The sequence below is a fragment of the Sphingomonas sp. genome (assembly GCF_042095875.1).
GTDB lineage: Bacteria > Pseudomonadota > Alphaproteobacteria > Sphingomonadales > Sphingomonadaceae > Sphingomonas.
Genome location: NZ_JBELMJ010000045.1, coordinates 1 through 25,444, shown reverse-complemented (window position 1 = coordinate 25,444; position 25,444 = coordinate 1). Strand labels below are relative to the sequence as shown.

At 55.8% G+C, this 25,444-nt stretch carries 26 protein-coding genes and 5 pseudogenes; 13 read left to right on the top strand and 18 right to left on the bottom strand.

All coding sequences use genetic code 11. From position 1 onward, the window contains the following. Positions 1-478 precede the first annotated feature (478 nt). The 6 genes and pseudogenes from ACFDS6_RS13900 to ACFDS6_RS13875 form a co-directional block, all read right to left on the bottom strand. Positions 479-1,714 (bottom strand): glycosyltransferase family 4 protein, encoded by a 1,236-nt coding sequence (locus ACFDS6_RS13900; RefSeq protein WP_375272701.1) that lies wholly within the window; start codon positions 1,712-1,714, stop codon positions 479-481. A gap of 8 nt (positions 1,715-1,722) precedes the next feature. After that, positions 1,723-2,619 carry a hypothetical protein gene (locus ACFDS6_RS13895; RefSeq protein ID WP_375272700.1) on the bottom strand — a complete coding sequence of 299 codons (897 nt, stop codon included), beginning with the start codon at positions 2,617-2,619 and terminating at the stop codon, positions 1,723-1,725. A 24-nt stretch (positions 2,620-2,643) separates the two neighbouring features. Beyond that, positions 2,644-3,507 (bottom strand): sulfotransferase domain-containing protein, encoded by an 864-nt coding sequence (locus ACFDS6_RS13890; protein WP_375272707.1) that lies wholly within the window; start codon positions 3,505-3,507, stop codon positions 2,644-2,646. 28 nt (positions 3,508-3,535) lie between these two features. Then, positions 3,536-4,243: a glycosyltransferase gene (locus ACFDS6_RS13885; protein WP_375272699.1), complete on the bottom strand. Its 708-nt coding sequence runs from the start codon at positions 4,241-4,243 to the stop codon at positions 3,536-3,538. Positions 4,244-4,353: 110 nt separating this feature from the next. After that, a protein-coding gene (locus tag ACFDS6_RS13880; protein WP_375272705.1) for an IS5 family transposase occupies positions 4,354-5,062 on the bottom strand; the annotation gives its coding sequence in 2 pieces (ribosomal slippage) (positions 4,354-4,774 and positions 4,773-5,062; 711 coding nt in all). Then, positions 5,059-6,149, bottom strand: a pseudogene (locus ACFDS6_RS13875) (IS3 family transposase). Before ACFDS6_RS13875 ends, ACFDS6_RS13880 begins: the two are co-directional and overlap by 4 nt. Before the next feature lie 711 nt (positions 6,150-6,860). Between ACFDS6_RS13875 and ACFDS6_RS13870 the strand changes: the two are divergent. Continuing rightward, the gene (locus ACFDS6_RS13870; RefSeq protein WP_375272698.1) at positions 6,861-7,649 is read left to right on the top strand and encodes a WecB/TagA/CpsF family glycosyltransferase; all 789 of its coding nucleotides are present in this window, start codon (positions 6,861-6,863) and stop codon (positions 7,647-7,649) included. 79 nt (positions 7,650-7,728) lie between these two features. On the opposite strand, the pseudogene ACFDS6_RS13865 reads toward ACFDS6_RS13870, so the two are convergent. After that, positions 7,729-8,893, bottom strand: a pseudogene (locus ACFDS6_RS13865) (IS3 family transposase). Positions 8,894-8,958: 65 nt separating this feature from the next. Between ACFDS6_RS13865 and ACFDS6_RS13860 the strand changes: the two are divergent. Continuing rightward, positions 8,959-9,946, top strand: a pseudogene (locus ACFDS6_RS13860) (IS3 family transposase); the annotation flags it as partial. Between the two features lie 230 nt (positions 9,947-10,176). On the opposite strand, the gene ACFDS6_RS13855 reads toward ACFDS6_RS13860, so the two are convergent. The 6 genes from ACFDS6_RS13855 to gmd all read right to left on the bottom strand — a co-directional run bounded on the left by ACFDS6_RS13855 (position 10,177) and on the right by gmd (position 16,594). Then, on the bottom strand, positions 10,177-11,571 hold the full coding sequence (locus ACFDS6_RS13855; protein WP_375272697.1) for an O-antigen ligase family protein: 1,395 nt from the start codon (positions 11,569-11,571) through the stop codon (positions 10,177-10,179). Between the two features lie 104 nt (positions 11,572-11,675). Next, the gene (locus ACFDS6_RS13850; protein WP_375272704.1) at positions 11,676-11,903 is read right to left on the bottom strand and encodes a DapH/DapD/GlmU-related protein; all 228 of its coding nucleotides are present in this window, start codon (positions 11,901-11,903) and stop codon (positions 11,676-11,678) included. Between the two features lie 269 nt (positions 11,904-12,172). Further along, positions 12,173-13,078 (bottom strand): glycosyltransferase family 2 protein, encoded by a 906-nt coding sequence (locus tag ACFDS6_RS13845; protein ID WP_375272696.1) that lies wholly within the window; start codon positions 13,076-13,078, stop codon positions 12,173-12,175. Then, complete coding sequence (locus ACFDS6_RS13840) at positions 13,075-14,307, bottom strand: lipopolysaccharide biosynthesis protein (protein WP_375272695.1); 1,233 nt, start codon at positions 14,305-14,307, stop codon at positions 13,075-13,077. Before ACFDS6_RS13840 ends, ACFDS6_RS13845 begins: the two co-directional genes overlap by 4 nt. 276 nt (positions 14,308-14,583) lie before the next feature. Next, positions 14,584-15,525: a GDP-L-fucose synthase family protein gene (locus ACFDS6_RS13835; RefSeq protein WP_375272694.1), complete on the bottom strand. Its 942-nt coding sequence runs from the start codon at positions 15,523-15,525 to the stop codon at positions 14,584-14,586. A 1-nt stretch (position 15,526) separates the two neighbouring features. Further along, positions 15,527-16,594 (bottom strand): GDP-mannose 4,6-dehydratase, encoded by a 1,068-nt coding sequence (gene gmd, locus ACFDS6_RS13830; RefSeq protein ID WP_375272693.1) that lies wholly within the window; start codon positions 16,592-16,594, stop codon positions 15,527-15,529. A gap of 254 nt (positions 16,595-16,848) precedes the next feature. On the opposite strand from gmd, the gene ACFDS6_RS13825 reads away from it, so the two are divergent. Beyond that, on the top strand, positions 16,849-17,937 hold the full coding sequence (locus ACFDS6_RS13825; RefSeq protein ID WP_375272692.1) for a methyl-accepting chemotaxis protein: 1,089 nt from the start codon (positions 16,849-16,851) through the stop codon (positions 17,935-17,937). Here ACFDS6_RS13825 and ACFDS6_RS13820 read toward each other — a convergent pair. Next, positions 17,893-18,120 carry a hypothetical protein gene (locus ACFDS6_RS13820; protein ID WP_375272690.1) on the bottom strand — a complete coding sequence of 76 codons (228 nt, stop codon included), beginning with the start codon at positions 18,118-18,120 and terminating at the stop codon, positions 17,893-17,895. The two genes, ACFDS6_RS13825 and ACFDS6_RS13820, sit on opposite strands and share 45 nt — an antisense overlap. A 23-nt stretch (positions 18,121-18,143) precedes the next feature. After that, a complete protein-coding gene (locus ACFDS6_RS13815) occupies positions 18,144-18,251 on the bottom strand; it encodes a DUF6771 family protein (protein WP_375272703.1) in 108 nt (35 codons plus the stop codon). 309 nt (positions 18,252-18,560) lie between these two features. On the opposite strand from ACFDS6_RS13815, the pseudogene ACFDS6_RS13810 reads away from it, so the two are divergent. The 9 genes and pseudogenes from ACFDS6_RS13810 to ACFDS6_RS13770 all read left to right on the top strand — a co-directional run. After that, positions 18,561-18,671: pseudogene (locus tag ACFDS6_RS13810) on the top strand (hypothetical protein); the annotation flags it as partial. Positions 18,672-18,868: 197 nt separating this feature from the next. Beyond that, positions 18,869-19,447 carry a tyrosine-type recombinase/integrase gene (locus ACFDS6_RS13805; RefSeq protein ID WP_375272689.1) on the top strand — a complete coding sequence of 193 codons (579 nt, stop codon included), beginning with the start codon at positions 18,869-18,871 and terminating at the stop codon, positions 19,445-19,447. A 55-nt stretch (positions 19,448-19,502) separates the two neighbouring features. Further along, positions 19,503-19,859, top strand: coding sequence for a DUF3768 domain-containing protein (locus tag ACFDS6_RS13800; RefSeq protein ID WP_375272687.1), 357 nt, complete (start codon positions 19,503-19,505; stop codon positions 19,857-19,859). A 136-nt stretch (positions 19,860-19,995) separates the two neighbouring features. Continuing rightward, positions 19,996-20,616 carry a hypothetical protein gene (locus tag ACFDS6_RS13795; protein ID WP_375272686.1) on the top strand — a complete coding sequence of 207 codons (621 nt, stop codon included), beginning with the start codon at positions 19,996-19,998 and terminating at the stop codon, positions 20,614-20,616. 63 nt (positions 20,617-20,679) lie between these two features. Beyond that, positions 20,680-21,159, top strand: a complete 480-nt coding sequence (locus ACFDS6_RS13790; RefSeq protein ID WP_375272685.1) for a hypothetical protein — start codon at positions 20,680-20,682, stop codon at positions 21,157-21,159. A 339-nt stretch (positions 21,160-21,498) separates the two neighbouring features. After that, positions 21,499-21,915, top strand: coding sequence for a hypothetical protein (locus tag ACFDS6_RS13785; RefSeq protein ID WP_375272684.1), 417 nt, complete (start codon positions 21,499-21,501; stop codon positions 21,913-21,915). Between the two features lies 1 nt (position 21,916). Beyond that, positions 21,917-22,222: a hypothetical protein gene (locus ACFDS6_RS13780; RefSeq protein WP_375272683.1), complete on the top strand. Its 306-nt coding sequence runs from the start codon at positions 21,917-21,919 to the stop codon at positions 22,220-22,222. Beyond that, positions 22,219-22,824: a hypothetical protein gene (locus ACFDS6_RS13775; protein WP_375272682.1), complete on the top strand. Its 606-nt coding sequence runs from the start codon at positions 22,219-22,221 to the stop codon at positions 22,822-22,824. The genes ACFDS6_RS13780 and ACFDS6_RS13775 overlap by 4 nt, the downstream gene beginning before the upstream one ends. A 76-nt stretch (positions 22,825-22,900) precedes the next feature. After that, complete coding sequence (locus ACFDS6_RS13770; RefSeq protein WP_375272681.1) at positions 22,901-23,512, top strand: hypothetical protein; 612 nt, start codon at positions 22,901-22,903, stop codon at positions 23,510-23,512. On the opposite strand, the gene ACFDS6_RS13765 is transcribed toward ACFDS6_RS13770, so the two are convergent. Together ACFDS6_RS13765 and ACFDS6_RS13760 are read right to left on the bottom strand one after the other, a co-directional pair. Further along, positions 23,509-24,123: a transposase gene (locus tag ACFDS6_RS13765; protein ID WP_375272680.1), complete on the bottom strand. Its 615-nt coding sequence runs from the start codon at positions 24,121-24,123 to the stop codon at positions 23,509-23,511. The genes ACFDS6_RS13770 and ACFDS6_RS13765 overlap by 4 nt on opposite strands. Beyond that, positions 24,081-24,173 (bottom strand): annotated as a pseudogene (locus ACFDS6_RS13760) (transposase); the annotation flags it as partial. The pseudogene ACFDS6_RS13760 and the gene ACFDS6_RS13765, both read right to left, overlap by 43 nt. 238 nt (positions 24,174-24,411) lie before the next feature. On the opposite strand from ACFDS6_RS13760, the gene ACFDS6_RS13755 reads away from it, so the two are divergent. Then, positions 24,412-24,690, top strand: a complete 279-nt coding sequence (locus ACFDS6_RS13755) for a hypothetical protein (RefSeq protein ID WP_375272679.1) — start codon at positions 24,412-24,414, stop codon at positions 24,688-24,690. Positions 24,691-25,071: 381 nt separating this feature from the next. Here the strand turns inward: ACFDS6_RS13755 and ACFDS6_RS13750 are convergent, their stop codons facing one another. Next, a complete protein-coding gene (locus tag ACFDS6_RS13750) occupies positions 25,072-25,260 on the bottom strand; it encodes a hypothetical protein (protein WP_375272702.1) in 189 nt (62 codons plus the stop codon). Positions 25,261-25,444: the final 184 nt, after the last annotated feature.

Sequence of the window (25,444 nt, the reverse complement as noted above, 5' to 3'; positions counted from 1 at the left end):
TATGGCGGCGTGACTCACATCCAACGGCCTCCGGCAAACCCGGCGCGGTTCAAACCATGAACAAGCGAGCTTGCAAGCTGGAGACATTCTGTAGGCTGACTGCTGTTCCGCAGTTCGCTGCCCAGAAGAGGACCCGCTTCACCTCATTGGGTGGAGGTTGTGCGCTAGGATTGATTGCGCCAAAGGGTTCAAGGCCCCCATAAAGGCCCCCAGGTTTTATCGGGGTCATGATTCGAGATCTGTTTTGATCCCAGGCTGGCGTGAACGAATGACAATTCGGACTCCAACCTTCTCAAGAGCCAACGCAAGCAAGAGCAAACACCGCACCTGCACCGTGCGGGTCGGCGCACGTTCAACCCGGCCGTGGGATCATGAGCATGCGCTCCGAGTCGCATAGAAACAAGCTGACGAGCTAGCTTGCCAGTGGCACGACTTCCGGGAAGCAGCTCACTCGGCGTGTGCATTGCCTTCCAAACATCTATTCACGTGAACTGAGCAAAGCCTGTGAATACGTCAGAATTATCTTACTAGCTTTCTTTTCCCAGCTCATAGCCGCCGCCGCCTCTCTTGCGCCCCTTTTCAAATTTTCAAGCTTTAGCGCGTCGGCTGATAACTCTAGCAAAGCCTGTCTAAACGCAAAACAACTATGTTCATAGTTTACTACATCAACAAGAACGCCACAGCTTTTGTTTATCATTAATGCCATCCCGCAGCAATTATGTGCTATACATGGCACTCCAGCGGCTAGTGCCTCTGCGATTACGTGCGGTGAGCCCTCTAGAAGGCTGGTGTGAACTAGAACATCCAGCTCACGCAGTTGTTTTACAAATTTATCACGTGGCAAGATGCCAAAGACTCTAGCATTGGGAAGATAGTCGGACGAAAAGTGATTAGATCCTTCACCGAAAATATGGAAATCACATTCATGCGCTTGGCGCACAATATCACGCATTAAGTTAGGCATCTTACGTGGGTGACCCACGCCTGCCCAACCAACTTGCAATCGTTGACCGGTGGGCCCGCAGCGATTTGCAATATTCGATTCAACTTGCGCTCCAGTTTCCGGGCAAAGAGTTACCGGACAGGGTGCCGTATTGTCGAAAAAGTTCTTTGCCTCCAACGTCGCGGCGAAGATGTGCGAACTTGCCGCCCTAGCACGCTGCACAATTTTGCTTTTTTGCGCCCTCTTGTTAATCCAATTGCGAAGACGCAGCCGAAAAGCATCCTTACGGTCAAGATGCGTAAAGTAATCAGCAGGAAACTGAGCAAGTCCTCCTACCGGCCCCCATATAAACGGCTTACTTAGTTTCCAAAAGGTTCCTGGGTATCGAAATCCAATCATGTTAAACTGATGAATGATGTCAAAGTTTTCAGCTTGCGCTTTAAAGGCTTTGTACATGTACTTTTGATAGTTGATGTACCAGAAGTGATAAACCGCAACAAGTCCGCGGTCGTGAAAGTATTCGAGAATCTTATTAATCTTAGGCGGATCGATGAACTCGATTTTGTAGTTAAGGCTAGCACCTTCACTTAAATACTGCCCTAGCTCTGCTCGGTAGTCTATTTTATGATCCCGCGCTGCAGAGACGACGGTCAGGTCGACATGCCTTGCAATCTCACGAGCCATGTTCCAGCCGAGCGCAGCCTCGCCCCCACGCTTGGGAGAGATGGCGAAAGCAATTAAGAGAACCTTAGGCTTCATCGCAAAGCTCACATCCAACGTTAAATATACGTCACGTCTTCCGGGTCGCCGTAGACTTCAGCGAATTCGCTAAACGTCGACCCACGGGTTAGGATCATAAGCCTATGTCCTGCCAAGCAAATGAGTTCAGCGCTGTCAATGATTGCATTGCGCTCATTTGATCCGCTGGAAACAACGATAACTTGAAGACCCTCGACACAACCTTTTAATACTGACACCAGGGATTGCGGCTCACCTTGAGTGAAAAGATTAACAAGCTTAACGCCGTGCTTAGCCACCATGCCCTGAACGGCTGCTACGAGCGCGGCCGTTTCGATCGTTCGGGCGAAGTCCGCACGCCTAATGTGCATTCCTATGGCAGCCTCGCCACTCGGCATGCTCTTCGCACGTGCCCGCACAATGGCATTGAACCGAACATATTGCGCCAGCCGTCCGCCGAAATGCGTTGAACAAATTTCTTTAAGAGTGCTGTATGGAATGAACTGCGCACTACGATCAAGGAACAAGCTTTCTTTAACACCGTGAATTTTGACCTGCACTATCGCAGTAAGGTCTTCCACCGACGATTGAGCGCAGCTATCATCAAGCAACGACATTGAATCGAGCTCCAGTACGTCACAGATGTCTGCATCACAGTGAAAGTTCCGCCTCCAGAACGGAGCTACCGACATTGCTAGATTGCTAGCGACATATAGTGCTACCAAGTGAGCGCGCAGCCTGTTTCCAAGACCAGCGTGCGCAAAATAGAACACCTTTGGCTCAGGTGAAAGTTTTTCTTTCGAAAGAAGTAACGTCTTTATCATGAATACAAAATAGCGAACGTTATCACAAAGATCATAGATCTTGAAATACAGCTTCTTTATTTGCTGCTTGCCATACATGACTAATGCCGTCCCACCTTGTGCAGCGTTGCTCAACTAAAGCTCAACTCTCAATGTTGATTATTTATCCAACAGTTTCTCATATTGCTGTAGGTATCCCCACTTATCAAGGATCGGATTAGCTTGGGCTAGTAGATCGCGCCGTTCTTTAATAGGAAGAGTGAAAGCGGTTAAGCTCTTTGCGCCCCGCCCTTTTATAAACGTTGCAGACGTAGAGGAGGCCGTCCGCGAAGCTCCATAACGAAGCTCTCTCCCTGTAAGATTTACAAGGCTTTGAACCAAATTTGGATATTTCTCGCCAATAACAGCGCCTAGCCCCTCGCCGCTACCTTGGTCTGCTATGATGTCTTCAAATGAGATAGTGGTATTCTCATGCCTCTCCTGCCAGGGCGTCCACAAAGTCATTTGATCAAACAAAGGAGGAAAATATCTGCGGCCACCATACTGAAACCCATTTACGAGACTATTTCGAATATACGCCTCACTGCGATTGGCAAAGTGCTCATGTAAAACAAACTTCTTCTCCACTTGTATCCAAGCTGTGTATGAGAATAGCACTTCAAGTGGATCACGTTTCACGTTAATGAAAATGTCGTTTCTATCGAACATACGAACAGTGTCTAGATCGTAGCGTAAATGTGCCATAACTACTGGTTGCGAAAGAGCCGCTAGTTTTGCATGCCTTTGTACCTTAGGGATCATTTCAAATTTTAAGGAATGTTCCGCAAGAATATGAGGACTTATTTGTAGCCCTGTGAGATCACGGATGATCATAGCGACCGCATGTGTCCCACATTTGGGAAACGAATTGACTATAATGCGGCATCCCGGCCGCTGGTTTAGCAATCCGCGCGCTGCCCAGACACCAGTCGCTACAATTGACTTCGGTAAAGGCTGCCGAGTTAAATCTCGATAAATTGACATACCTGTCTTTCCGTAAGTAACCGTTGCATCAAACATTTGTGTTAGGTTCTCGTAGATTTCGCAATCGTCGCACCAAACGATCCCAGAAGCTTAATTTCCACGAGGCATTCCAATGATGAATAGCGAATGTCTTACTAGTGACATCAGAGTAGAAAAGCGTATCTCCGTCACGACCTTCGTCAAAGGGGTTGTAGGGATAAAAATATTCTGGCGCATAGATGCGCACATCCTTTGATGATCTCGATATTGCCACCTTAATCAATTCGGGAGCAATGAGAAAGTTTAAACCCCTTTTATTACGTTCTTGGATGATCTCAAGACACTGCTGAAGAAACTCATGATTCTTAACAGAACCAAAAACAGCAGTGTTGGGCCTATCTCTGGCCTCAGCTCCAAAAAAGGCTTTGTTACTTAGCAGTTCATCAAACGGCCGGACAACTTCTACGTCCGTATCAAGATAGATTCCGCCGAATTTATGTAGAATCCTCAGTCGAAAAATATCAGACGCAAAAGCGTACCGCTTCTGAGCTATGAGAGTCTCAATCATCTTGCGCTCTTCTGGACTAGAGACCTGCTCTGCAACATCTTTTTCACTCCACGTTCGGTGCTCGAAGTGGGACAAGTGAGCCTGCCGTGAAGCCGCGCATTTTCGGATAACATAATCGTCTTGCTCTTTGCCAAACCACACAATGTGAGCGATCGAGGGAATCGCTTCTGTTTTCTCTTGATTTATCATCTACAACTTCCGCGCTGTCGGGATGGGACTTAGACGTACCTGATCCTGAGCCTCTACACGTAAAAAGTCCAGAAGGAGCAAATTAACTGCTTAGGCTCAGGACTCGTTGATCACAGCCAGAAGATTATCGTGGCGGCGAGAGCGACGGCGGAGAGGAAGACGGTAGGGCACCGGTCGTAGCGGGTGGCGACGCGTCGCCAGTTCTTGAGGCGGCCGAACATGATCTCGATGCGGCTGCGGCGTCTGTATCGTCGCTTGTCGTACCTGACAGGCTCGTTGCGGGACCGCCGACCTGGGATGCAGGGCTGGGTGCCTTTGGCCTGCAAAGCGTCCCGGAACCAGTCGTCATCATAGCCGCGGTCGCCGAGCAGCCACTGCGCCTTTGGCATCTCGTCCAGCAGGGAGGCCGCGCCGGTATAATCGCTGACCTGGCCCGCGGTCATAAAGAAGCTAAGCGGGCGGCCGTCGGCATCGCTGACGGCGTGCAATTTGGTGTTCATCCCGCCTTTGGTGCGGCCGATCAGGCGGCCGAGCCCCCTTTTTAACCCGCAGGCTCGATGCCGTGCGGTGCGCCTTGAGGTAGGTCGCGTCGATCATGACGGTCTTCGGATCAGGGCTTGCAGCAGCCAACCCTTCCATCATCTGGAGAAAGATGCCCTTCTCTCCCCAGCGCTTCCACCGATTGTACAGCGCCTTGTGCGGGCCGTAGTCCTTCGGCGCATCGCACCAGCGCAGCCCGTTACGGTTGACGAAAACGATGCCGCTCATGACCTGCTCCCCATTTTCAGGCCGCTGATAAGTTAGCTTCGGTTTCCTTATGCCCTTGGCGGGGGGCGGTTGGTGAACTCGGCGGGTGCCATGCCGCCGAGGCTGCTGTGCGGACGCACGGTGTTGTAGTCCGTCCGCCATGCCTCGATGATCCGTCTCGCCGCAGCCAGCGAGGGGAACAGGTGCTCATTCAGGCACTCGTCGCGCAATCGACCATTGAACGATTCCACAAAGCCGTTCTGCTGCGGCTTGCCGGGCGCGATATAATGCCACTCGACGCCGGTATCCTGACACCAGGCGAGCACGGCATGACTGGTCAGTTCGGTGCCGTTGTCGCTGACCACCATGCACGGGAGCCCGCGATGTTCGACGACGGCGGTCAATTCCCGCACGACACGTCGTCCTTACAACGAGGTATCGACGATGCTTGCCAGGCACTCCCGGCTGTAGTCGTCGATGACGTTGAGTACCCGGGACCGCCGGCCGCAGGCCAATGCATCCGACACGAAGTCGAGGCTCCAGCGCTGGTTGGGTTCCTGCGGGATTGCCATCGGCGCCCGCGTGCCCAACGCCCGTTTCCGGCCGCCACGCTTGCGCACCGTCAGCCGCTCCTCGCGATACAGCCGGTACACCTTCTTCAGGTTCATGCCCTTGCCTTCACGCCTGAGCAGGATCGCCAGCCGGCGATAGCCGAACCGGCGACGTTCGTTCGCGATCTCGCGCATCCGCTCGCGGACAGCATCGTCCTTCCCGCGAAGCGGCTCATATTGCCATGCCGACCGGTTGACCCCGATCAGCCTGCAGGCGCGACGCTCGGAGAAGCCGTGGTCGGCCATCAGCTTCTCCACCGTAGCGTAGCGATCCGCAGACCGGGTCAGTTTTTTCCCAGCAGATCCTTCAGCGCCGACACGTCCAGCATCGACTCCGCCAACAGCTTCTTCAGCCGACGGTTCTCATCCTCCAGCGTCCGCAACCGTGCCGCCTCTCACACGGTCATCCCGCCGTATTTCGCCTTCCAGTTGTAGAACGTCGCATCGCTGATGCCGTGCTTCCGGCACAGCTCGGCGGTCTTCACGCCAGCCTCGTGCTCACGCAGCACGCCTATGATCTGATCCTCGGTAAAACGGCCTCGCCGCATCGCCCGACTCCATATGACAAGCTAACTTACCAATGGCATGATTTTCGGGGAGCAGGTCAGCTGAGGTCAACTATACGTGTCTGTCGCATTCGACACACCTTTAGTTTCGTGGCATCCGTCTGGTCGACAAGGCTGAGAGGAAGACAGCGCGAAAGTTGTCTATCACCGGTCGGAAAACAGATTCTCCGCGTCCACATTAACTTGCACAAGAGCGACATTAAGTTTTGGGAGAGCCGCATAGTACAGCATAGTCTCGCAAAGACACTTGTTTGAGAGCCGTGAGCTAAATGGCGTAGGTACTCGTCTAACTAGACGATTAATTCCGCGATCAGAAAGACAGGCAAAAGAACGGATTTCATTCAAACATAAAATCGACCAAACGCTCCGAATACTAAGTTTTTGTCTGTCTTAAGTTTTACCTTGCTGACTTCACATTCTCCCACATCTCCGCCAGACCTGGCAGCACACTAAGCGGCATGTTACTCAGGATTACATCATAATACCCGCACCTCGTTATCGGCCGCGGGTTATCGCAGTTAGGAACCATCACATGCTACCAATAATTACCTCGTTATAAGGGGCGGCATGCTTGCGGACGAGATCAATGCGGTTTAATGCTTTTCCATCTTCATAAATTGCGCCCCTTAAGGTTTAAGTAGGTACACCGTACCTGTTGATCGCGCTGCCGAGTACGGCGACTTTGGAGTTTCTATGCTTTCCGATGTCAACCTTACAGAGACTGCATCCGGCCTGTCCGCAACACGTGTGCTGAATGTTCCCGTAACTTTGACCAATATGAAGGATGCGATCAGCACAATCTTTTCGTGGATTGATCGTGAGGAGTCTTACTACGTTTGCATCCGCGACGTCCATGGCGTGATGCGCGCGCAAGAAGATCCTGATTTGATGAATATTCATTATAAAGCAGGCATGGTAACACCCGATGGGATGCCCCTCGTCTGGCTTGCGCGCTGGCGGGGCCATGCCAATGTGACCCGTGTGTGCGGCGCCGACTTGGTTGCCGCGCTCTGCGAAGCATCGGTCGAGCGCGGAATTGGTCACTACTTCTATGGTGGTAAAGCAGGTGTAGCGGACCGCATGGCAATGGCGTTGATCAAGCGACACCCTGGCCTTCGGGTTGTGGGCGTCGGAACGCCGCCATTTGAGTCCGTAAGCGCTGAGGAAGACGCTGCAGCTACCGCTAGTATCGCAGCTACAAAGCCGGGTGTTGTCTGGGTGGGCCTTTCAACTCCCAAACAAGAGTACTGGATGCGCGATCATACCGCTCGTATCCCCGGTGCGACTCTAATTGGAGTGGGAGCTGCGTTTGATTTCTATGCTGGAGACGTAACGCGAGCACCTGTATGGATGCATCAACGAGGACTTGAGTGGCTTCATCGCCTTGCTAGTGAGCCGCGCCGATTGTGGCGTCGCTATCTGGTACTCGCACCCAAGTTTGTGCTCATGGTGACGCGACGAGGCTGGGGACGCGGAGCCTAAGCGGCTTGTTTGAACAATAGGTAAGTAAAAAGATAGGCTACGTGAACAAAGGTCGACGGTCTGACGTGACCCCAGTTTTTCATCCAGCTGCGACCAGAAACCGACCGGTGTTGTCGCGCATGAGCGCAGGTGAAGCAACGGGCGGGGTTAACCCCGTCCGTTGCTGTTCGAGCCCGGCAGCGAACGCAGCCGGGGTAGCGTAGCCCAGCGACGAGTGCGGCCGCTCGGTGTTGTAGTCGTCGACCCAGCGGGCGAGGATCGAGCGGGCCTAGCGAACCGTGAAGAACAGCGTCTCGTTGAGCAGCTCGTCGCGCATGCGGCCGTTGAAGCTTTCGACGAACCCGTTCTGCGTCGGTCTGCCCGGCGCAATGTAATGCCACTCGACGCCGACATCTCCCGACCAGGCGAGAACCGCGTTCGACTTCAGTTCGGTCCCATTGTCGCTGACGATCATCTTCGGTCTGCCACGCTCGGCGATTAGATCGGTCAACTCGCGCACGACCCTGCGGCCCGAGATCGACGTGTCCACCACCGCCCGGAGGCATTCACGCGTCACGTCATCGACGATGTTGAGCACGCGGAACCGCCGACCGGTGACGAGCTGGTCGTGGACGAAGTCCAGGCTCCAGCGCTGGTTGGGGAGCGCCGGCACCGGTGCGGGTGCCCGCGCGCCGACGGCACGCCTTCGTCCCTTCCGACGCCGGACCGTCAAACCCTCCTCGCGATAGAGTCGTTGGGTCTTCTTGCGGTTGATCGTGATGCCGTCACGGCGCAGCAGGATGTGCAGGCGTCGATAACCGAACCGCCGGCGCTGCTGCGCCAGTTCGCAAAGCCGCGACCGCAGGTCGCCATCATCTGCCCGGCACGAGCGATACCGCATGCTCGTGCGATCCGCTCCGACAACTGCGCATGCCCGCCGCTCGCTCATCCCAACGTCGCCTGGAGATGCGCGACCGCTTGCCGCTTCGCGGCGGGCGTTACCATTTTTTTGACAGCAGATCCTTCAGACCCGCGTTGTCGAGCATCGTGTCCGCGAGTAGCCGCTTGAGCCGGGCGTTCTCTTCTTCTAGCGACCGCAGGCGCTTTGCGTCGGACACCTCCAGGCCGCCCAACTTTGCCTTCCATGCATAGTAGGTCGCGCTCGACATCCCGTCCTTGCGGCACAGCTCCGTCACCACCGCACCCGCCTCGACCTCCTTCAGAATGCCGATGATCTGCTCTTCCGAAAACTGCTTCCGCTTCATTCCGTCCGTCCCTTCGATGGGCCGGTCTCTAGTTCCAAGTGGATGAAGAAACGGGGGTCACGTCACGGGCGTTGCAGGCGCAGGTGAGCGAACTGCAGCGCCTGCTCGGCAAGAAGACCATGGAAGCCGAGATCCTGCGCGAGGCCGTGTCCCGTGCCGCAGGCCCAAAAAAACTGCTGTTGCGCTCGACCTCGTTGCCGGGGGACGGCCGGTGACCGCGGTCGCCGACGCTATCGGCATCAGCCGCCAGCATCTATCCGCGATGCACAACCGACCACCGTCCCGGCACGCGGGCGACCGCCGCTGCCAGACGCGGAGCTGGTCGTGAACATCAGGATGCTCATCGCCGATCTGCCCACCTACGGCTATCGCCGCGTCCATGCCTTGCTGCGCCGTCAGGCCCACCAGTTCGGGCGCGAAAGTCCCAACCCGAAGCGCGTCTACCGCGTCATGAAGGTCCATGGCCTGCTGCTCCAGCCCCATAGCGGCAAGGGCGAGGAGCGGCGTCACGACGGTCGGGTATCGGTCGACCGGCGCAATATCCGCTGGTGCTCCGATGCGCTCGAGATCGGTTGCGACAACGGCGAGAAGGTCCGCGTCGCCTTCGCGCTCGACTGCTGCGACCGGGAAGCGATGGGGCATGTGGCGACAACCGGCGGCATCACCACCGAGGACGTCCGCGACCTGATGGTCGCCACCGTCGAGCACCGCTTCGGTCCCGTGAACCGCCTCGCCGAGCCGATCGAGTGGCTCACCGACAACGGCAGCCCCTATGTCGCCGCCGACACCAGGCGCTTCGCGCGCGACATCGGTCTTGTCCCGCGCACCACTCCGGTCAGCAGCCCGCAGTCAAACGGCATGGCCGAGGCCTTCGTCCGCACCCTCAAGCGCGACTATGTCCGCGTGAACCCCACGCCCGACGCACGCACCGTCATCGAGCAGCTGCCGGTCTGGCTGACCCATTACAACGAGGTCCACCCCCACAAGGCGCTGGGCTACCGATCGCCCCACGAGTACATCACGCAAACCTGCGAGGCCCCGTCAGGCATTTAGGGGGCAACGACAATATCAACGAGGAAGTTTTCAATGTGCGATCGCGTCTAGCGCACCAGCTATACCAACGCTCATTCGCCCCCCCTTAAACCCCATCCGTTTGCTTCTACGTAAACGCGATCTACCTTCGCCGCCGCTCGAGTTCTTCATTGCCGAGTCCCGTGTGAACCCTCACAAAGTTTATCGGCCCTCACTCAGAAGAGGTACGAAAATACGTACGATCAACACTTTCAAGGCACGGTTTTACCGCCCACACCCTGGTACCGCATAGCGGCATGTCGTCCCCGGTCTAACTGCCTTGCGACCGTTAGGCCCATGCCTAACATCATAACCATCGCCAAGCTATACGCAGCTGTCCCATCATAGTAAAAGATGACATCGGCAGTGCAGCCCGCGATCAAGCGATCAATCCAAAATGCAACCGCAATGGCTGTGAACCGGGCTGCAAACGCTTTGTTTGCTTGGATCCTCTTGACCTTGAAGAGTCGCGAAACTGGAACACTCATCAACATAACGATCAAGCAAATTAGTAGGACCAGCCCTGGAAGTCCCAACTCTCCAAAATAGTTTAGATAAATATTATGCCCAAAAGCGTTTTCAGCTACACCAGTTTCCTGCAAAACTCGGAAGTTACCAAACCCCTGCCCGATAAAAAGACGGAGTGGTTGTGTTACAATAAACCGTGGAACTGCTATAACGTCATTTAGCCTACCTGCAGCCGAGGAGTTTTCAACGTCTCCCGAGAAGATTTGGACAAATCGCTGGCCTTCTTCGTCCGACAGTCCGAGAGTCTCGATTATTGAAAGTATCATATCTGGTGTCGTCATTAGAAACATTGCAACTACAAAAAAGATTTCCATTATAACGACTAAAAAAGCACCGGGGTATAGAAGAAGCTGCAGAAATATTAGCGAAACTGCAAGTGCGACTAAGTCAGTGCGACTGTTAGTAAGCAAAAGTGCAAACGATAATAAGGCTAAGCAAGCTACTCCGAGCGTTTTGTTACCTCCACGAAACAATGAAGCTATAGCACAGAATACTGATATTGTTAACAGACCGCCGGTGGTAATCTTGTAAGATGCTAGAAATAGGTACGCGGTTCCCATCGACATCGTTATGTCAGCTAGCCGGGGTCCAAAGTAGTACTTTGCGCTTAGATCAACAATGTTTAGATTATGAATAATACAAGCCAGACTATAGAGCATTGCACAGATAAGAAAAGTCTTCATTCCTGCGCCTGAGTCTACACTTGTCTGCCTTCCATAATAAATGGCACCAAGAAATATTATCGACAATATTAAGTTAAGAGTGCCGTAAGTAGAAAATCTTGTAAACTCTCCAATAGGAACGTGCGCCAACGCGATCAATACGATGCCATATGCGCAGACGGAGAACCTGTTGAATACAATCTTGTACAGAGTATGCGGCTGAGAGAGGCGAAATATTACAGCTAACATCGAAAGATGGATAGGGAAAATGCCAGCATTCATGCTGTTTCCTGCCAAAGCCACCGGCAGTGTTAAAAACGCCGGAACCAAGGCATAGATTAAGCTCGCCCGGCATTTATAGTACACAAAAACAGCGGCGGCCAGGCCGACTACCAACACTTCATAATAAATAATCACGCCCAATCCAGTGCATTGATAAGGTGGTTTGAACTCCACTTAGCGGTAGTGGCTGACTTTATGGTTGCGAACACCACAACTCTTCCACTAGCTCCGGTGCATATTTAAGTTTGTTGCTTAGCCTTTCGTCGTGCAATAACTACGTTTACACCTGACACCATAGATTGTGCCGGGATGTCCTGAGTGACAATAGCGCCAGCGGCTATAATGCTACGCCTCCCAATTGTTACTCCGGATAGAATTATCGCACCGAAGCCTATCCAGACTCCATGTTCGATCTTGACCTCGAGCTGAAGACTTTTTGTGTCACGGGCAGATGGCGCCCAGAACATGTCACCCTCGTAACCAGGGTCATGGTCTTTACGCCCCACAATGCCGACGTTGTTCGCAATTATACAGCCGTCACCAATAGTGCCTCCCACCTCTATTGTGACGCCTTTACCGACGTAGAGATTACTCCCTAGCGACAGATCGCCGATCGCCGCTACTGTTGATCGGGGTCCAATATAAACATTTCTGCCCCAAGTTAGCCGCCCAGTGCTGCTACGGGTCGCAAGGGTTAGTCGCATAAAGGACTGCACTCGCTGCCTTATCGAAAGCTTCATCTGACAAGCCTCATAAATTTACGTAGACCTGCGCTAGGGTCACATAAGCCCGCTGCAGCAAGAAAGGCCCACGATCGCAATCGCCGATCCTCTCCTTTGCTAATCAGACTCTCACGATAAAGCATGTTTCCGCGACGTTTAACTAAAGAGAGTAAGGAAGTGGGCGATTTGCTCCAATGTTGTGAGAACGCCTCAATCCCAATTTCGCTTTTTCCCTGCGTGCGACGACGATATGCGTCAATCGCATAGTCGTATCCTACCGCTAACTCCTTCAGCTTGGAGTACGACAGTGAACTGCGAGTCATTCGATAGCCAAGTAAATCGTCGGGAACATTGGAGCACAGGCCTTGCTCCGACATGCGGAGACAGAAGTCGATGTCTTCTCCAGCGCCAGCTATACGCATCGGACCTAACGTTAAATAGCTTGATCGTCGAAATGCGAGGGTGGGATGGCAGATCCCGGCGTAGCCATTGGCGAACAGATCCACAATCTTCTCGTTCGTCACCTCAACCGTGGAAGAAGGCATAGCTTTATCGCCGGCGATGATGTGAAAGCCAGTTCCGACCATAACTAAGTTTTCAGGCGCGTGGGTGATATGCTGAACCTGTCGCGCAAGTCGCTGAGGCATAGCGACGTCGTCAGCATCCATTCGAAAAATCCAGTCTGTCGTCGCCATTTGGAACAGACGATTCAACGTTGTGCCTAAGCCTTGATTATTTTGATGAAAGACCTTGACTCGCGGATCGTTGATAGAATTCAAGTAAGTTGACGTCTCATCTGTGGAGCCATCATTAACAATCAAGAATTCAAAATTGCTATAGCTCTGGGAAAGGATACTTTGGACCCCTTCCTCTAGAAAGGGCATGGCATTAAAACAGGGTAGGACGACGCTAATTTTCACGTTTCTTGCCCCGCTCTGGAGGATGAGGACATGTACAGAGCACCATGCATCAGCAGCATGCCTATCACAGCTGCAATGATGTGGGGCATAAGCAGGTAATCTGTGGTTTGCCTCGGCAGAACAAAGAGCAGAACTGCACATAACGAAAGCTGCGCGCCCTTGCATATAGCGACTGTTCTAGACTTAGATCTAGCTAGCAATGCCTGCTCAGCCACGCTAGCTACGATACCAAGCGATACATAAAGAACAGCTAAGGGCAGCATTGCTAGAGCCCCGCCATACTCCGCTGCAAATAGATAATGCACCGCGATCGGCGCGACTACGATGACAAAAAGCGACTGAACCACACAGAGTGCAGTAGTTCCTGCCGTGTACCTCACGATGAACAAGCGGCTCGCCCCATTAAGCTTCTTAAAGAAGTTCATGTTTACGGCATTGGGAACAACTAGCAAAGCAGATGCAAAGGACAAAGACGTATAATAGTATCCTTGGTCAGTTAGACTCATGCCTGTCGATATGGCGAATACATCCATTCTTGCTGAAATGGATGAGAGAAGCACAGCCAAAAACGTGCTTACAAAAACATCAACACGGCAGCGCCCGCTCCGAACCTTTTGTACAAAAGGGCTGTTCTTAATTCCAGCGCCAATAGTAGCAGCCACGTAGCTAGAGGCGAGTAGTACGAAGATTACAAGCAGTGGTGCGCCCTGGCTGCATGTGAGCAGCATTAATGCAGTCAGCACTGTAGTATAGAAGATGGGCTGCACCAGCCTCATCAAGTTAAGAATGTTGATGTGGCCTTCGACCATCGCAGCGGTTTGCAAAGCTACCTGGATCGTGGCAGCGATACCGCAGAGAGCGACAATAGCGCTGAGATAAAAGGCAGTACTGATCTGGTCATGGACGAAGGAGAATACTGCAAGGACCGTGGAGAAGCCAAATAGAGCCAAGGCTATTACCGGTGAAAACCGTGCCTCTTTAACCGCCATCGGTCGCTCGTCGTGTCGAGAACGAGCAATACCAAATCCTAACGCTTGAACAAAGATGAATAATGTATTTTGGACGGAACCCAAGATCCCGCGGGCTTCTGGATGAACTAAATAGGACACCACGATACCCTGCATAAAGACAAACCCTGCAACGGCAATCGAGACTAGAACAGTTGCAAATACTTTTCTTGGACGCTTTGTAAGCCCCTTACCAATGATCGCACGAAAGTGAACGGCCATATAATTAGGCCTTCGACGTGCCAGAATGGCTGTTTAACACCTTTTCGCAGTACCCATAGACGCATAGGCGTTTTCGACTGCAGTTCCGGTCTCGGGCAGAACGGTCTTGAATGTGCATAGTCGCTTCTTCACTTCCGTATTTCGAAATCGCTATACGTAACTTGCATGGCCCATCTGTGCTACGCCGTTATAGCCAACCCAATTTCCCGGCCTTACACATCATCTTGAAAACTCGTGGGGCGTTAAGCTGCGCCTTTTTACAATTGTCAACTTACATTATATGAGACTTTGATATTCTCGGTAAACGTCTTTGATGCCGTCACGCAACTTGATGCGAGGACGCCAACCCATCGCGGCAAGCTTCTCGCAGCTCATCAACTTACGCGGCGTGCCGTCCGGCTTTTCGTAATCATTACGGACTTCGCCGGTGAAGCCAACTACTTCGTTTACTAGCTTAACTAAGTCGAAAATTGTGATGTCCTCGCCGGCGCCGGCATTAATATGCTCATCACCCGAATAGACTTTCATTAGGAACACGCAAGCGTCGGCGAGATCGTCCACGTGGAGGAATTCGCGGCGCGGCTTACCCGAACCCCATATTTCAATCGACTGAGCGGCCGACAGCTTCGCCTCATGTGCCTTGCGAATGAGTGCCGGCAGCACATGGCTCGAATTCAGATCGAAATTGTCGCCTGGGCCATATAGATTGGTAGGCATCGCTGAGATAAAATCGCGATCATACTGGCGACGGTATGCTTGGGCGAGTTTGATGCCGGCAATCTTTGCAATGGCGTACCACTCGTTCGTCGGCTCAAGAGTTCCCGTGAGTAGAGCGTCTTCGGTAATTGGCTGCGTGGCAAATTTTGGGTAAATGCACGAGGAGCCCAGAAACAAAAGCTTGGCCACATCGGCTCTGTGCGCTGCCTCGATAATGTTTGCCTCAATCATCAGGTTGTCGTACAGAAAGTCAGCTGGGTACGTGTCGTTCGCGAGTATACCGCCGACCTTTGCTGCGGCTAGGAACACCGCGTTAGGGCGCTTGTCAGCAAACCAGGCGCGCACTGCTGCCTGATTTTTGAGATCTACCTCAGCGCGGCTTGCAGTGACGATCTCGCAATCCTCGGCGGCAAGACGACGCACCAGCGCTGAACCAACCATCCCGCGATGGCCGGCGACGTAGACACGCTTACCTTGCAGGTCGAACTTACCCCCAAGCATCTTAGGCACCCTTCCCGATAGGAGCATCGCGCATCAGCACGAGATCGGCTTGTACCATCTCACGGGCGAGATCACGCGGGCTGGTATCGTGCGTCCAGCCAAGCTGGTTCTTCGCCTTCGTCGGTTCACCGATCAGCAGCTCGACTTCCGTTGGGCGGAAGTAGCGCGGGTCGACCTCAACCAAGCATTTGCCCGTCTCGGTGCAATAGCCCTTCTCGTTCTCGCCCTCCCCTTCCCAGCGGAGCGTGATGCCAGCATCCTCGAACGCCCATTCAACGAACGTGCGAACCCGCGTCGTCTCACCGGTAGCCAGCACGTAGTCGTCGGGCGTGTCCTGCTGCAGCATCATCCACATGCCGCGAACGTATTCGCGGGCATGACCCCAATCGCGCTGTGCGTCGAGATTACCGAGCCACAGCTTGTCCTGGCGGCCGAGCTTAATCGCCGCGGCAGCTCGCGTGATCTTGCGAGTGACGAAGGTTTCTCCGCGAAGCGGGCTCTCGTGATTAAACAGGATGCCGTTGCATGCGTACATGCCATATGCCTCGCGGTAGTTCACCACGATCCAATAGCCGTAAAGCTTAGCCACGCCGTAGGGCGAGCGCGGGTAAAAGGGCGTCGTTTCCTTCTGCGGCACTTCCTGCACGAGACCATAGAGCTCGGAGGTGGACGCTTGGTAGAAGCGGGTCTTCTTCTCCATGCCGAGGATGCGGATCGCCTCAAGGATGCGAAGCGTGCCGATACCGTCCGCGTTTGCCGTGTACTCCGGTGTCTCGAAGCTCACCTGCACGTGGCTCTGCGCTGCCAGATTGTAAATCTCGTCAGGCTGCGTCTGCTGCACAAGACGGATCAGATTGGTGGAGTCCGTCAGATCACCGTAATGGAGGTGAAACCGCGGATTCTCTTCGTGCGGATCCTGGTAGATGTTCTCGATGCGGCCGGTGTTGAACGAGGACGAACGACGCTTCACACCGTGTACCTCGTAGCCCTTCGACAACAGCAGCTCAGCCAAATACGCGCCGTCCTGCCCTGTGACACCAGTGATCAGCGCAACTTTCTTCTCGGTCATATTTCCCCCCGGAAGCGCGCCGACCGACACATGATGAGCCAGGAAGACACGCTATGCCTCGCATCCATCATAGGCCGTTTCTGCTGCAGTGCAGCCCCCGTTTCGTCCTAGGCGCAGGGCGGTTGGGCGAATTGTAAATATCATTGCCGTTTGTTGGACCCGCGCAGCTCCAGGAGAGCCGACCTGGAACACCTCAAGCCAAGTTTAACGATCAGCAATTAGGGCTTAGCGTCATGCCGGGACGCCTTCGATCGTTGATCTCGACCCTCCGCTCCGACGTCGACTCCCATGCGACCAACTCAGAAGCAATTGCCGCGCAGACCAATCTGCTGGCCCTGAATGCTGCGATCGAAGCCGCTCCCGCTGGAGACGCCGGCCGCGGGTTCGGCGTCGTCGCAAATGAGGTGAAGAGCCTAGCCATGAGCGCGCGGCAATCGTCCGTCGCGTTCCGGGCTGAGATCACGGAACGGCTGCAGCAAGGCGTCGAGATCGCCAACGAGCTGCTGGAGGAGTTCGAAGGCGGGCGTTTGCGGGAGTTGGCGCAGTCCATCGCAGACAGCCTCTCACGCACGCTCTACGACCGCTCCGTGGACGTTCGAATGCTGGCCTCCGATCACTCCATCCGTGATGCGCTCATGCTGGAGGGTGCATCTGAGCGCCATCAGGCAAATGCACTCGCGAGGCTTCGCAAGCTGCTGCGCCTCTCACCCTACTTCCTCAATGCATTCCTTGTGGATGCATCTGGCGATGTTGCAGCCTGCGCGCACGAGAACGCTTCCGTTCGATCTGTTAGCTTCAAAGGCATGCCACAGTTTGAACGCGTGATCCGCGCCCACGGTGAGGATGAGTGGTTCACAGACGAGGTTTGGGACAACCCTTGGTCGAACCATCGCAAGGTGCTGGTCTATGTCGCACCGGCGATCGCAGACGGCGTAAACATCGGCGCCTGCTATCTGGAGTACGACTTTCAAGGCCAGGTCGAACAGATCATGAGCGTATTGCGTAAAGATGGCAGCGCCTCGTCGATCTCGATCGTGGATCCAAACGATTGGGTCGTCGCATTAACCGGCGATTATGCGTATCATGCTCATTATCCGCATGCAGCCGATCGCAGAGTTTCGGCGCTCACGTCACGCGACGGATTGATCATCGCGCAAGCTACCGTGCCGACAGATCATGGAATGCCTGGATTGGACTTCCGTTGCATCATCGAGGATCACGTCGCCACCGAGGCGGAAATAGCCGCCGCGCTTCGATCCGGTAACGACATCACCACTATGACGTTTCATCATCCTCAATCATCGGTGCACGCCCGGCCCCTTTCCCGTACGCTGCAGCGCTGAACAGATCGCTGCTGGATGACAAACGGGGGCGTTCGATAGGATCTCGTAGGACGATAGCGCCTTATCGATGATTGTGGCGGCGACCACCTGCTCCGCCTGCTCACGCTTGTCGCGATCACTGGAATTGAGCTGTTTACGCAGGCTCGCTGACAAACGGCGCACCTGGAAGCTGATGCGCACCATCAGCTCGGCATGACCAACCTGCCTCATAGTGGCAGCGGGATCTGGTCGCGGTTGTCTAGAGGCGACGCCCTGCCCGCCTCACAGATTGTACATGCCAACTCATAGGCCGCCTGCTCGCGTATTCGCTGCACGGGGGCAGTGATGCCGACACGCACCCAGCCGGGTGCTTGGAGGATGGTCTGGCGAGCGAGGCGGGGTCGAACCGTTCCATGCGTCGAGTAGAACGAATAAGGAACGATCCGGCAAGTCTGCTTTCCCCGTGCCTGTAGGCCTCATTTCTGACCCGGCGACAAACATGTGCTCAACGAGTTCTACGAACGGTTAAAGCCCCTACGTGAGACAGCACCATGCTCCCAGTTCTCGAATACTTGCTCATGGCAGCTATAGTTATCGCTGTTGTGAGAGACCTACTTCGCGCGTCGTAAGTCGCGGCGGTTGCGTTCGGCGGATCGACGTTCCTTGCCGACAAGCGCTCATCCCTGCGCCGTAGCACTACCTACGACAACCGCGGTCACCGCGGCGCAAAAGCAGGGTTTGGATACCAGTTCTGACACTCTCAATTGGGAGGCGACACGCTGCCCTCCCCCAATCGACTTAGTGCGCGAACTTAGGTTTTCGAATACGCCGCAGGACACAGCTTGGATCGTAGCAAAAGCCTTCGCTCTCCAACCACAAACCGCCTCACTCCTTGACACTCAGCGCCACGTGTGCTAGTATAGTACTACACTAGCAACATCGCTGAGGTCCGATGCCGCATCCCGCCAAGGTCGTGGGAGGCGCCGACTTGTCGCGCCTACTCGCTTTCATCCAGACGCACAGACATCCACTACGCGACCGCGCGATCGTCTTGCTCAGCTTCAAGGCAGGCTTACGCGCGTGCGAAATCGCCGGGCTAAGTTGGAGCATGACGTTAGCCGCGAACGGCAAAGTCGCAGACCAGCTACTCGTCGCCAGCACGATCGCCAAGAATGGACAACGGCGCTCCATCCCGCTTCATCCAGAGCTCCGCGCAGCGCTGGTCGCGCTCCATAGAGGCAGCGGCCGTCCACGTGACGGCCCAGTGGTCGCTTCCGAGCGCGGCGGCCACATGACGGCGCGTAGCATCGTCAACTGGTTCGCGCGCGCCTACGCTGCGCTCGGACTCGACGGCTGCTCGTCGCACTCGGGCCGTCGCACATTCATTACCCGCTCGGCGCGTCTCGTCACCCGCGCTGGCGGGTCGCTGCGCGACATTCAGCAACTCGTCGGCCACGCCGACCTAGCCACGACGCAGCGCTACATAGACGGCGACAGCGACGCACAGCGCAAGCTGATCCGCCTGATCTGACCACCCCGACATTTTGAAACTCGAAGAGGAGCAACCCACCATGGGAAGCGAAAGCATGACGCACGTCCAAGCCACACGCACCATAGCCGAGCGTACGGCAATTATCCGCCATCACAACGACAACGCGCGTCGTTTCCCGCGAGCAGGGGTTATGTGCGTGACGTCTGGCATTGTCGCACTCGGCAAAGAGCGACTAGGCGCCGTGCTGCGCGCAGTGCGCGAGTTCGACACATTCACGCGCGATAACGACCCTTATGACGAACACGACATGGGGCTGGTGGAAGTCGCCAGCGAACGCGTGTTGTGGAAGATCGACTATTACGATGCCGAGCGACGCTACGGCTCGCCCGACCCGTCCGACCCTTCCGTTACCACGCGCGTGCTGACGATCATGCTGGCGTCGGAATACTGACGTGGCAGACGACGGCAACGGGGGCGACGACGAGCATAACGTCGCGCCTCCTCCCCCGCCGAGCGGCGGCGCCTTCAAAGCGCCCGGTCAGCGCACGCCCAAGCCGCGCCGCCGCTCACGTCGTTTTCGCCGTACGTTGACGCTCAGCCAGTTTCAGCAGCTCGACGCCGTGCTGCGCGCCAACGGCTACGCGGAGACGATCGCGTGGAGCGAGAACATCAAGCAATGCCAGGATGCCGACGCGTTCGCGCTGGAAGTGACGTACGTCATTTGCAACTCAGGCATGGCGTACCGCGTCGCCAACGCGATCTACTGGCGTGTCGTCGAGGCACTGAAAGCAGATCAGTCAGCCACGACGGCGTTCGGGCATCCAGGCAAAGCCCCGGCAATCGACTTCATCTGGCAGAACAGAGCCGTGCTGTTTGCCGCGTTCGACGTCGCTGCCAACAAGCTGGGCTTCTGCGCGACACTGCCGTGGATCGGGCCAGTCACCAAGTTCCACCTAGCCAAAAACTTGGGCGTCGACGTCGCCAAGCCCGACGTCCACATGGAACGGCTCGCACGCGCGGAGGGCGTGACAGTTGCCGCCCTGTGCGTGCGGCTGGCGAGAGAAAGTGGCTACCGCGTCTCGACTATCGACACGATCCTGTGGCGTGCCTGCGCTGATGGGTATCTGAACTCGCCGCTGTACCTGACCGAGGGTTGGCACGGCTCGACCGAGAAGCTGCGTGAAGCGCAGAAGCTCATGCCGCCGTGATGGCATGTGCCGACGACCGAGACGCCAAACTGTTATTTTACTGAGACGGAAAGGCTTTTCCACATGGTTTCCGATGATCTGCGCGCGCTCGGCGTGCATCAAACACGCGTGCTCACCGCCGTGCTCAGCGACCTAGGCGCACCACTCGCCGTTACGCTCTCGTCCATCAACGACGATGCGTCGACGTTCAGTCTGCAATCAACAGAGCGCAGCAACCTTAACTTAGCGCGCTTGCGCATGCTCGCGTGCGACTTGGCAGACGGCTTAGGCGTCTACCGCGTCGACATCGTGCCGAGCGATGATCCTACGGCAGTCGAACTAGACGCGCACCGCTATCACGCGCGCAAACGGACGAGTGCGTCGTTCGCGGGCGATAGCAGCATGAGCATGGCTGACGTCGAGCTGTTGGTCGCACGCTTCTTGATCGAGCGGCACTGCAACACGTCACCGTCGTGGTTGGCGTGCCAGTTGCGTGTCAGCTGGAAAGCGGCCGAGCGGATCCTCGCCGAGCTGGATGACGACCACGTGCCGGCAGCTAGATAGTTGGCTCTACCGACCCCACTCATTTCATTACGCACAAACTATCACCAGTCACGACAGCACGCGCCGCTTGCATGACGCGCCGCCGCCGCTAGTCTCTCAATCGCGCTGCGTGAAAGCCGCAGCGTGGGGCGTGGAAACCCCGATCAGCCAACTCGGTCACCGCTTCTCGCGAGGGCCGGGTGGCATGCGCGCATGTCCAGCCGGCTCCGGTCGGTAAAGGCGCATGCGCCTGCTCGCTGATCAGGTTTCCAACATCCGGCTTCGGCCGCCGCCTCGAGGGGACATAGAGACGGCGCGAGAAGCAATGCGTGGCGCCGCCGTGACGAACGGAGGCTTACCATGTTTTCAATTACCATAGCTTTGGCGCTGGCGGCTGCTGGCGTCGGCCTGTCTGACGACACAAGCCTGTACTGCGTCCGTAGTGATCAGACGCTGCAAAACATCCGAACCGCAGACGACATCAATGCCGCTTCGCCCAAGTTGATCGACGCCGACCTGGGTAGGCTTGAAGCAGCCATGCTGCAGCAGTTGGGCCTGCGCGGCTCGATCGGCGTCACGGGCGAACGCACGGGCTTGCTGACGTTCCGTGTGCCCGCGCGCGCGACCGAGACGATAACGTACAGCATCCGGCGCGAAGAAGATGGCATCGCCCTGGTCAGCATGCGCGTGCGGCTGAAGGGGGTCACTGAAGACCTACGCGGCGACAACATGTGCTGGCGGACCTTCGGCATCATCAACGTGCGTGAGGGGAACTGACATGCGCTTCATCGTCGACCTCTACCGCTACATCCTCGTCGCACTGTGCGGCATCACCATCATTGCGCTGGCGTTCGCATTTTTCGCGTTCATCGACGCGTCTGGCCCGACCGGCGGTGCCTATCCTGAGTGGGTCATCGCCGCGACCATCGTTGTTGCGATCGTCTTTGTCTTGAGCATTGGCGGCTTGGCCATCATCATTTCGCTCCACGACCGCCACGCGGAGCTGACCGACGCCGCGCACGACATCAGAGACGCGCTAAACCGCATAGCGGACGCGCGCCCTAGCCGGGAGTCGGACCGATGAAGCGCTCCAATCACCAGCTGCAAGGCGTGCTGTTCGTCGTCGTCTGCGTGCTGGTCGCATTGGTCGCGTACATGGCCATTCACGGCTCAGCGCGACGTAGCAATAGCGGCAGTACTCAAGCTATCGCCTCTAACAATAGCGCCATTGCTGACGTCCCCGAAGTAGCAGACTTACCGGTAAATGGAACCTCTGCCTCCCAGGCCGAAGCAGATGAGGCTGAGGCGAACGCCGCAGCGATCGAGGCGCTGCGCGACGATAAAGACTTCCGCTTCAATCAAAGTGAGCTTGCCAATCCTGTCGAAACAGGTGAAGGCGACGCAACCGACTGCCAAGGCTTAGTTTCCGCTGATATTACCGCCATTGGTGAACCAACTGCAACTTTAGCTGAAGGAAGTGTTCTCGAGAATATTGAGCACCTTCTTCATAACACCAACACTGGCGAACTAGCCTTTTGTAGTAGGGATGGTCATTGCTACCCAGCGCAGATTACACAACGCGGACAACAAGTTGTCGTTATTAAACTACCGTTTTGCCATGTTCAGAGCACCCCTTCGCAGACTGTGGATGGAGTTGAAGTTTACCCCGTCAAAGCAAGGCGATAAGGCCTATCTGAGTGTCAGCAGCACAAGCACTAATTAAGGAGTTGCCCGCTCTTCGGGGCCCTTCTACGCTGTCAGCATGGCCGTACACATTTGCAAGCAAAACTACATCGAGTCACGAAAAGCCATCGCAACTCTGATTAAAGTTTGTGGCTCATACGAAGAGGCACAAGCTACGTTAGTTGGTGCATTAGCGAGCGGAGAGTTGCGGGCGATAGGACTCGAAGTCACGGCACCTAGAAATACTATTATAGAAATCGCGCGAAAGCCGCATGAAGAACTTCAGCTGATACCGATCCAGTTTTGGATTTTAGCCACTCAGATTGATATCAATCAGTGGCGCTGGGAGAGCGGATTTTTTAAGTGCAATAATCAAAGCCTAGTAACGTACAATGCATCAACTGAGTACAACTCCGTCAAGTTTCATAAACGGGACATCGGCGACATAGTCAATCCGTCAAGTGAGCCTGTTCGGTCTGGCCGCCCAATGGCATCACTCTGGCCTGAGTGGGTGGCCGAACTTACTGCAGCAGTTTACGCCGGTGATATCAAAGAGCATATGCGGTCAGCAGAGGTACATAGAGTATTAGCTGAACGGCTAGCGGCACGCAGCGTTGAAGAGCCCAGCAAAAGTACTATAAACCCAACTCTTACAGCGGTCCTTAAGCGCTTGCGAGCGAACGAGGATTAGCAATCGCAAGCTTTAAAACCACATATTAGGCGGCGTGCACAAAAGGGCAACCAGAGCAATGCTGAAATGAGACCGCAGAAGCCGATGTAAGATGAGGCGGTCTTGTCGTGTCCGGTGGCGATGCGCCGCCAAACCTTGAGCTTGTTGAACAGCCGCGCGATGCGGTTGCGCCAGCGGCACTTTATAAGGTCGTGCGGCGCAGGGTTGCGGCGGTTGGCCTTGGCGGTGATCACCGCCTTCACCTCGGCGTTGGCCGGTTCATGTCGGATCGCGTCGGCATCGTAGCCCTTGTCGGCGACCATGCGCATCAGCGGCCGGAAGCCCTGAACATCATGCGTCTGCCCTGGCGTCTGGACGAAGGCGAGTGAGCGGCCTTGAACATCGCATCTGGCGTGGAGCTTGGTCGTGAACTCGCCGCGCGAGCGGCCGAGCGCCTTGGCGTGCCCAGTTCCTTTTTCATTCCTACCGCACAGTCGTGCGCCCGCACCACTGTGCTGTCTATCATGTCGGCGCTGCCGTCCCGCTCGACCACCTTGGCCAGCGTCTCTAGTGTGCCATTGAACAAACCCATCGTCGTCCAGCGCTGGTAGCGCCGGAACACGCTGTTCCACTTGCCATAGTCGTTTGACAGCCGCCGCCACTGCGCGCCCGTGCACGCGATTACATCATGCCTTCAAGCTAGCGCCGGTTTTCCTGCGCGAGGCGGCAGCCTCGACCTCGCTCGGCCGGCAGCAGCGCGCCAACGATCTCCCACTCCGCATCCGACAACCCGATCCGCTCACCCAGCGCCTCCTCCAAATGGCAGCGAAAAACCAACCTCAGATTACCACGTCAACTATGTCCACGCGGCCTAGCTCCTCGAACTAGGCCAGACGCTGCATCGATGGTAAGGCGTCGCCATGAAGTTATTCGCCACAGCCGCACTCTCGATCGCGCTTGTTGTAGCCTCGTCGACAATCGCCGCAGCAAGCCCAGTCACGGCTTTGTCCGTGAGCAAGGTACTCAAGCGTGCTCCCTCGCCGAACGTTAATAAAAGTGATTTAGACGATCAACTTCCCGCCCCACCCTGGGCGTTGGCGGTAATGGGGGCGATCACAATATTAGTTGTGGGACGAATCATTTTCGATCCGAACTCCGGCGGCGGGCACAGTAACGCAGATCAGCCCGACAGCAACTAAACCGCCCGCCCGTTCAGGCTAGCCCCCCTCCTCCGCCAGTTGCGCGTACTTCTCCCTCCACCATCCCGCGTTCGCCCAGGCAATATCACCCACCGCTCGCCGGCTCTTCCATAGCGCCTGCCGGACCACCCTAGTAAGCTCCTCCCAGTCATTGCTGGTGCACAGCACGCAGCACCCATGCCGATCGGCGTTGATGCTACTTGCGAGCACGCCAGCGAAGCTGCGGTAGATCGCGCAGTAATCCGGGTTAGCCGTCTCAGGTTTCTCAGTGCGGGCCGTCGCAGCGGCTCTCGAACATGTCGCGCACGAGCTGCTCAATTAGTGCCGGCCAATCATCCGTGCGGCACAGCGCGCAGCCGTTGAAGACGCGGTAATCGTGCTTCAATGCGCCGTCTCGCCGCCGCAGCACCGGCAGGTCTTCTGCGCACTGTCGACAACCTGCTCTACCTGATCGAGGTGAATAGGCAGGTTGCCGCGGTTGCGCTTGCGCTCTTTTGCGCGGCCGGTGTCCGCCAGGACAGCGTCGGGCCTCGCCTTTACGCGCGCGACCGCTTGGCCGGCCTCTTCCAGCGCCAGCTGGTCGGGATGAAGCTGCTCGGAGCGTGCGCCGAGGCGACACGCGTCAGACCGGACGCTTGTGCTCTAGCAGACTTATCGTTCATTTCCGTTCGTTGTCGAACGACGAGCGGTGGAGCCGTCACTTTGAACCGCGCCGGGTTTGCCGGAGGCCGTTGGATGTGAGTCACGCCGCCAT

Bases quoted from the DNA above. Each gene is read 5' to 3' on its own strand.
- ACFDS6_RS13890 (WP_375272707.1), bottom strand. From the start codon at position 3,507: ATGTCAATTTATCGAGATTTAACTCGGCAGCCTTTACCGAAGTCAATT.
- ACFDS6_RS13885 (WP_375272699.1), bottom strand. From the start codon at position 4,243: ATGATAAATCAAGAGAAAACAGAAGCGATTCCCTCGATCGCTCACATT.
- ACFDS6_RS13870 (WP_375272698.1), top strand. From the start codon at position 6,861: ATGCTTTCCGATGTCAACCTTACAGAGACTGCATCCGGCCTGTCCGCA.
- ACFDS6_RS13850 (WP_375272704.1), bottom strand. From the start codon at position 11,903: ATGTTCTGGGCGCCATCTGCCCGTGACACAAAAAGTCTTCAGCTCGAG.
- ACFDS6_RS13840 (WP_375272695.1), bottom strand. From the start codon at position 14,307: ATGGCCGTTCACTTTCGTGCGATCATTGGTAAGGGGCTTACAAAGCGT.
- ACFDS6_RS13835 (WP_375272694.1), bottom strand. From the start codon at position 15,525: ATGCTTGGGGGTAAGTTCGACCTGCAAGGTAAGCGTGTCTACGTCGCC.
- gmd (WP_375272693.1), bottom strand. From the start codon at position 16,594: ATGACCGAGAAGAAAGTTGCGCTGATCACTGGTGTCACAGGGCAGGAC.
- ACFDS6_RS13820 (WP_375272690.1), bottom strand. From the start codon at position 18,120: ATGGTGCGCATCAGCTTCCAGGTGCGCCGTTTGTCAGCGAGCCTGCGT.
- ACFDS6_RS13805 (WP_375272689.1), top strand. From the start codon at position 18,869: ATGCCGCATCCCGCCAAGGTCGTGGGAGGCGCCGACTTGTCGCGCCTA.
- ACFDS6_RS13800 (WP_375272687.1), top strand. From the start codon at position 19,503: ATGACGCACGTCCAAGCCACACGCACCATAGCCGAGCGTACGGCAATT.
- ACFDS6_RS13790 (WP_375272685.1), top strand. From the start codon at position 20,680: ATGGTTTCCGATGATCTGCGCGCGCTCGGCGTGCATCAAACACGCGTG.
- ACFDS6_RS13785 (WP_375272684.1), top strand. From the start codon at position 21,499: ATGTTTTCAATTACCATAGCTTTGGCGCTGGCGGCTGCTGGCGTCGGC.
- ACFDS6_RS13780 (WP_375272683.1), top strand. From the start codon at position 21,917: ATGCGCTTCATCGTCGACCTCTACCGCTACATCCTCGTCGCACTGTGC.
- ACFDS6_RS13775 (WP_375272682.1), top strand. From the start codon at position 22,219: ATGAAGCGCTCCAATCACCAGCTGCAAGGCGTGCTGTTCGTCGTCGTC.
- ACFDS6_RS13770 (WP_375272681.1), top strand. From the start codon at position 22,901: ATGGCCGTACACATTTGCAAGCAAAACTACATCGAGTCACGAAAAGCC.
- ACFDS6_RS13755 (WP_375272679.1), top strand. From the start codon at position 24,412: ATGAAGTTATTCGCCACAGCCGCACTCTCGATCGCGCTTGTTGTAGCC.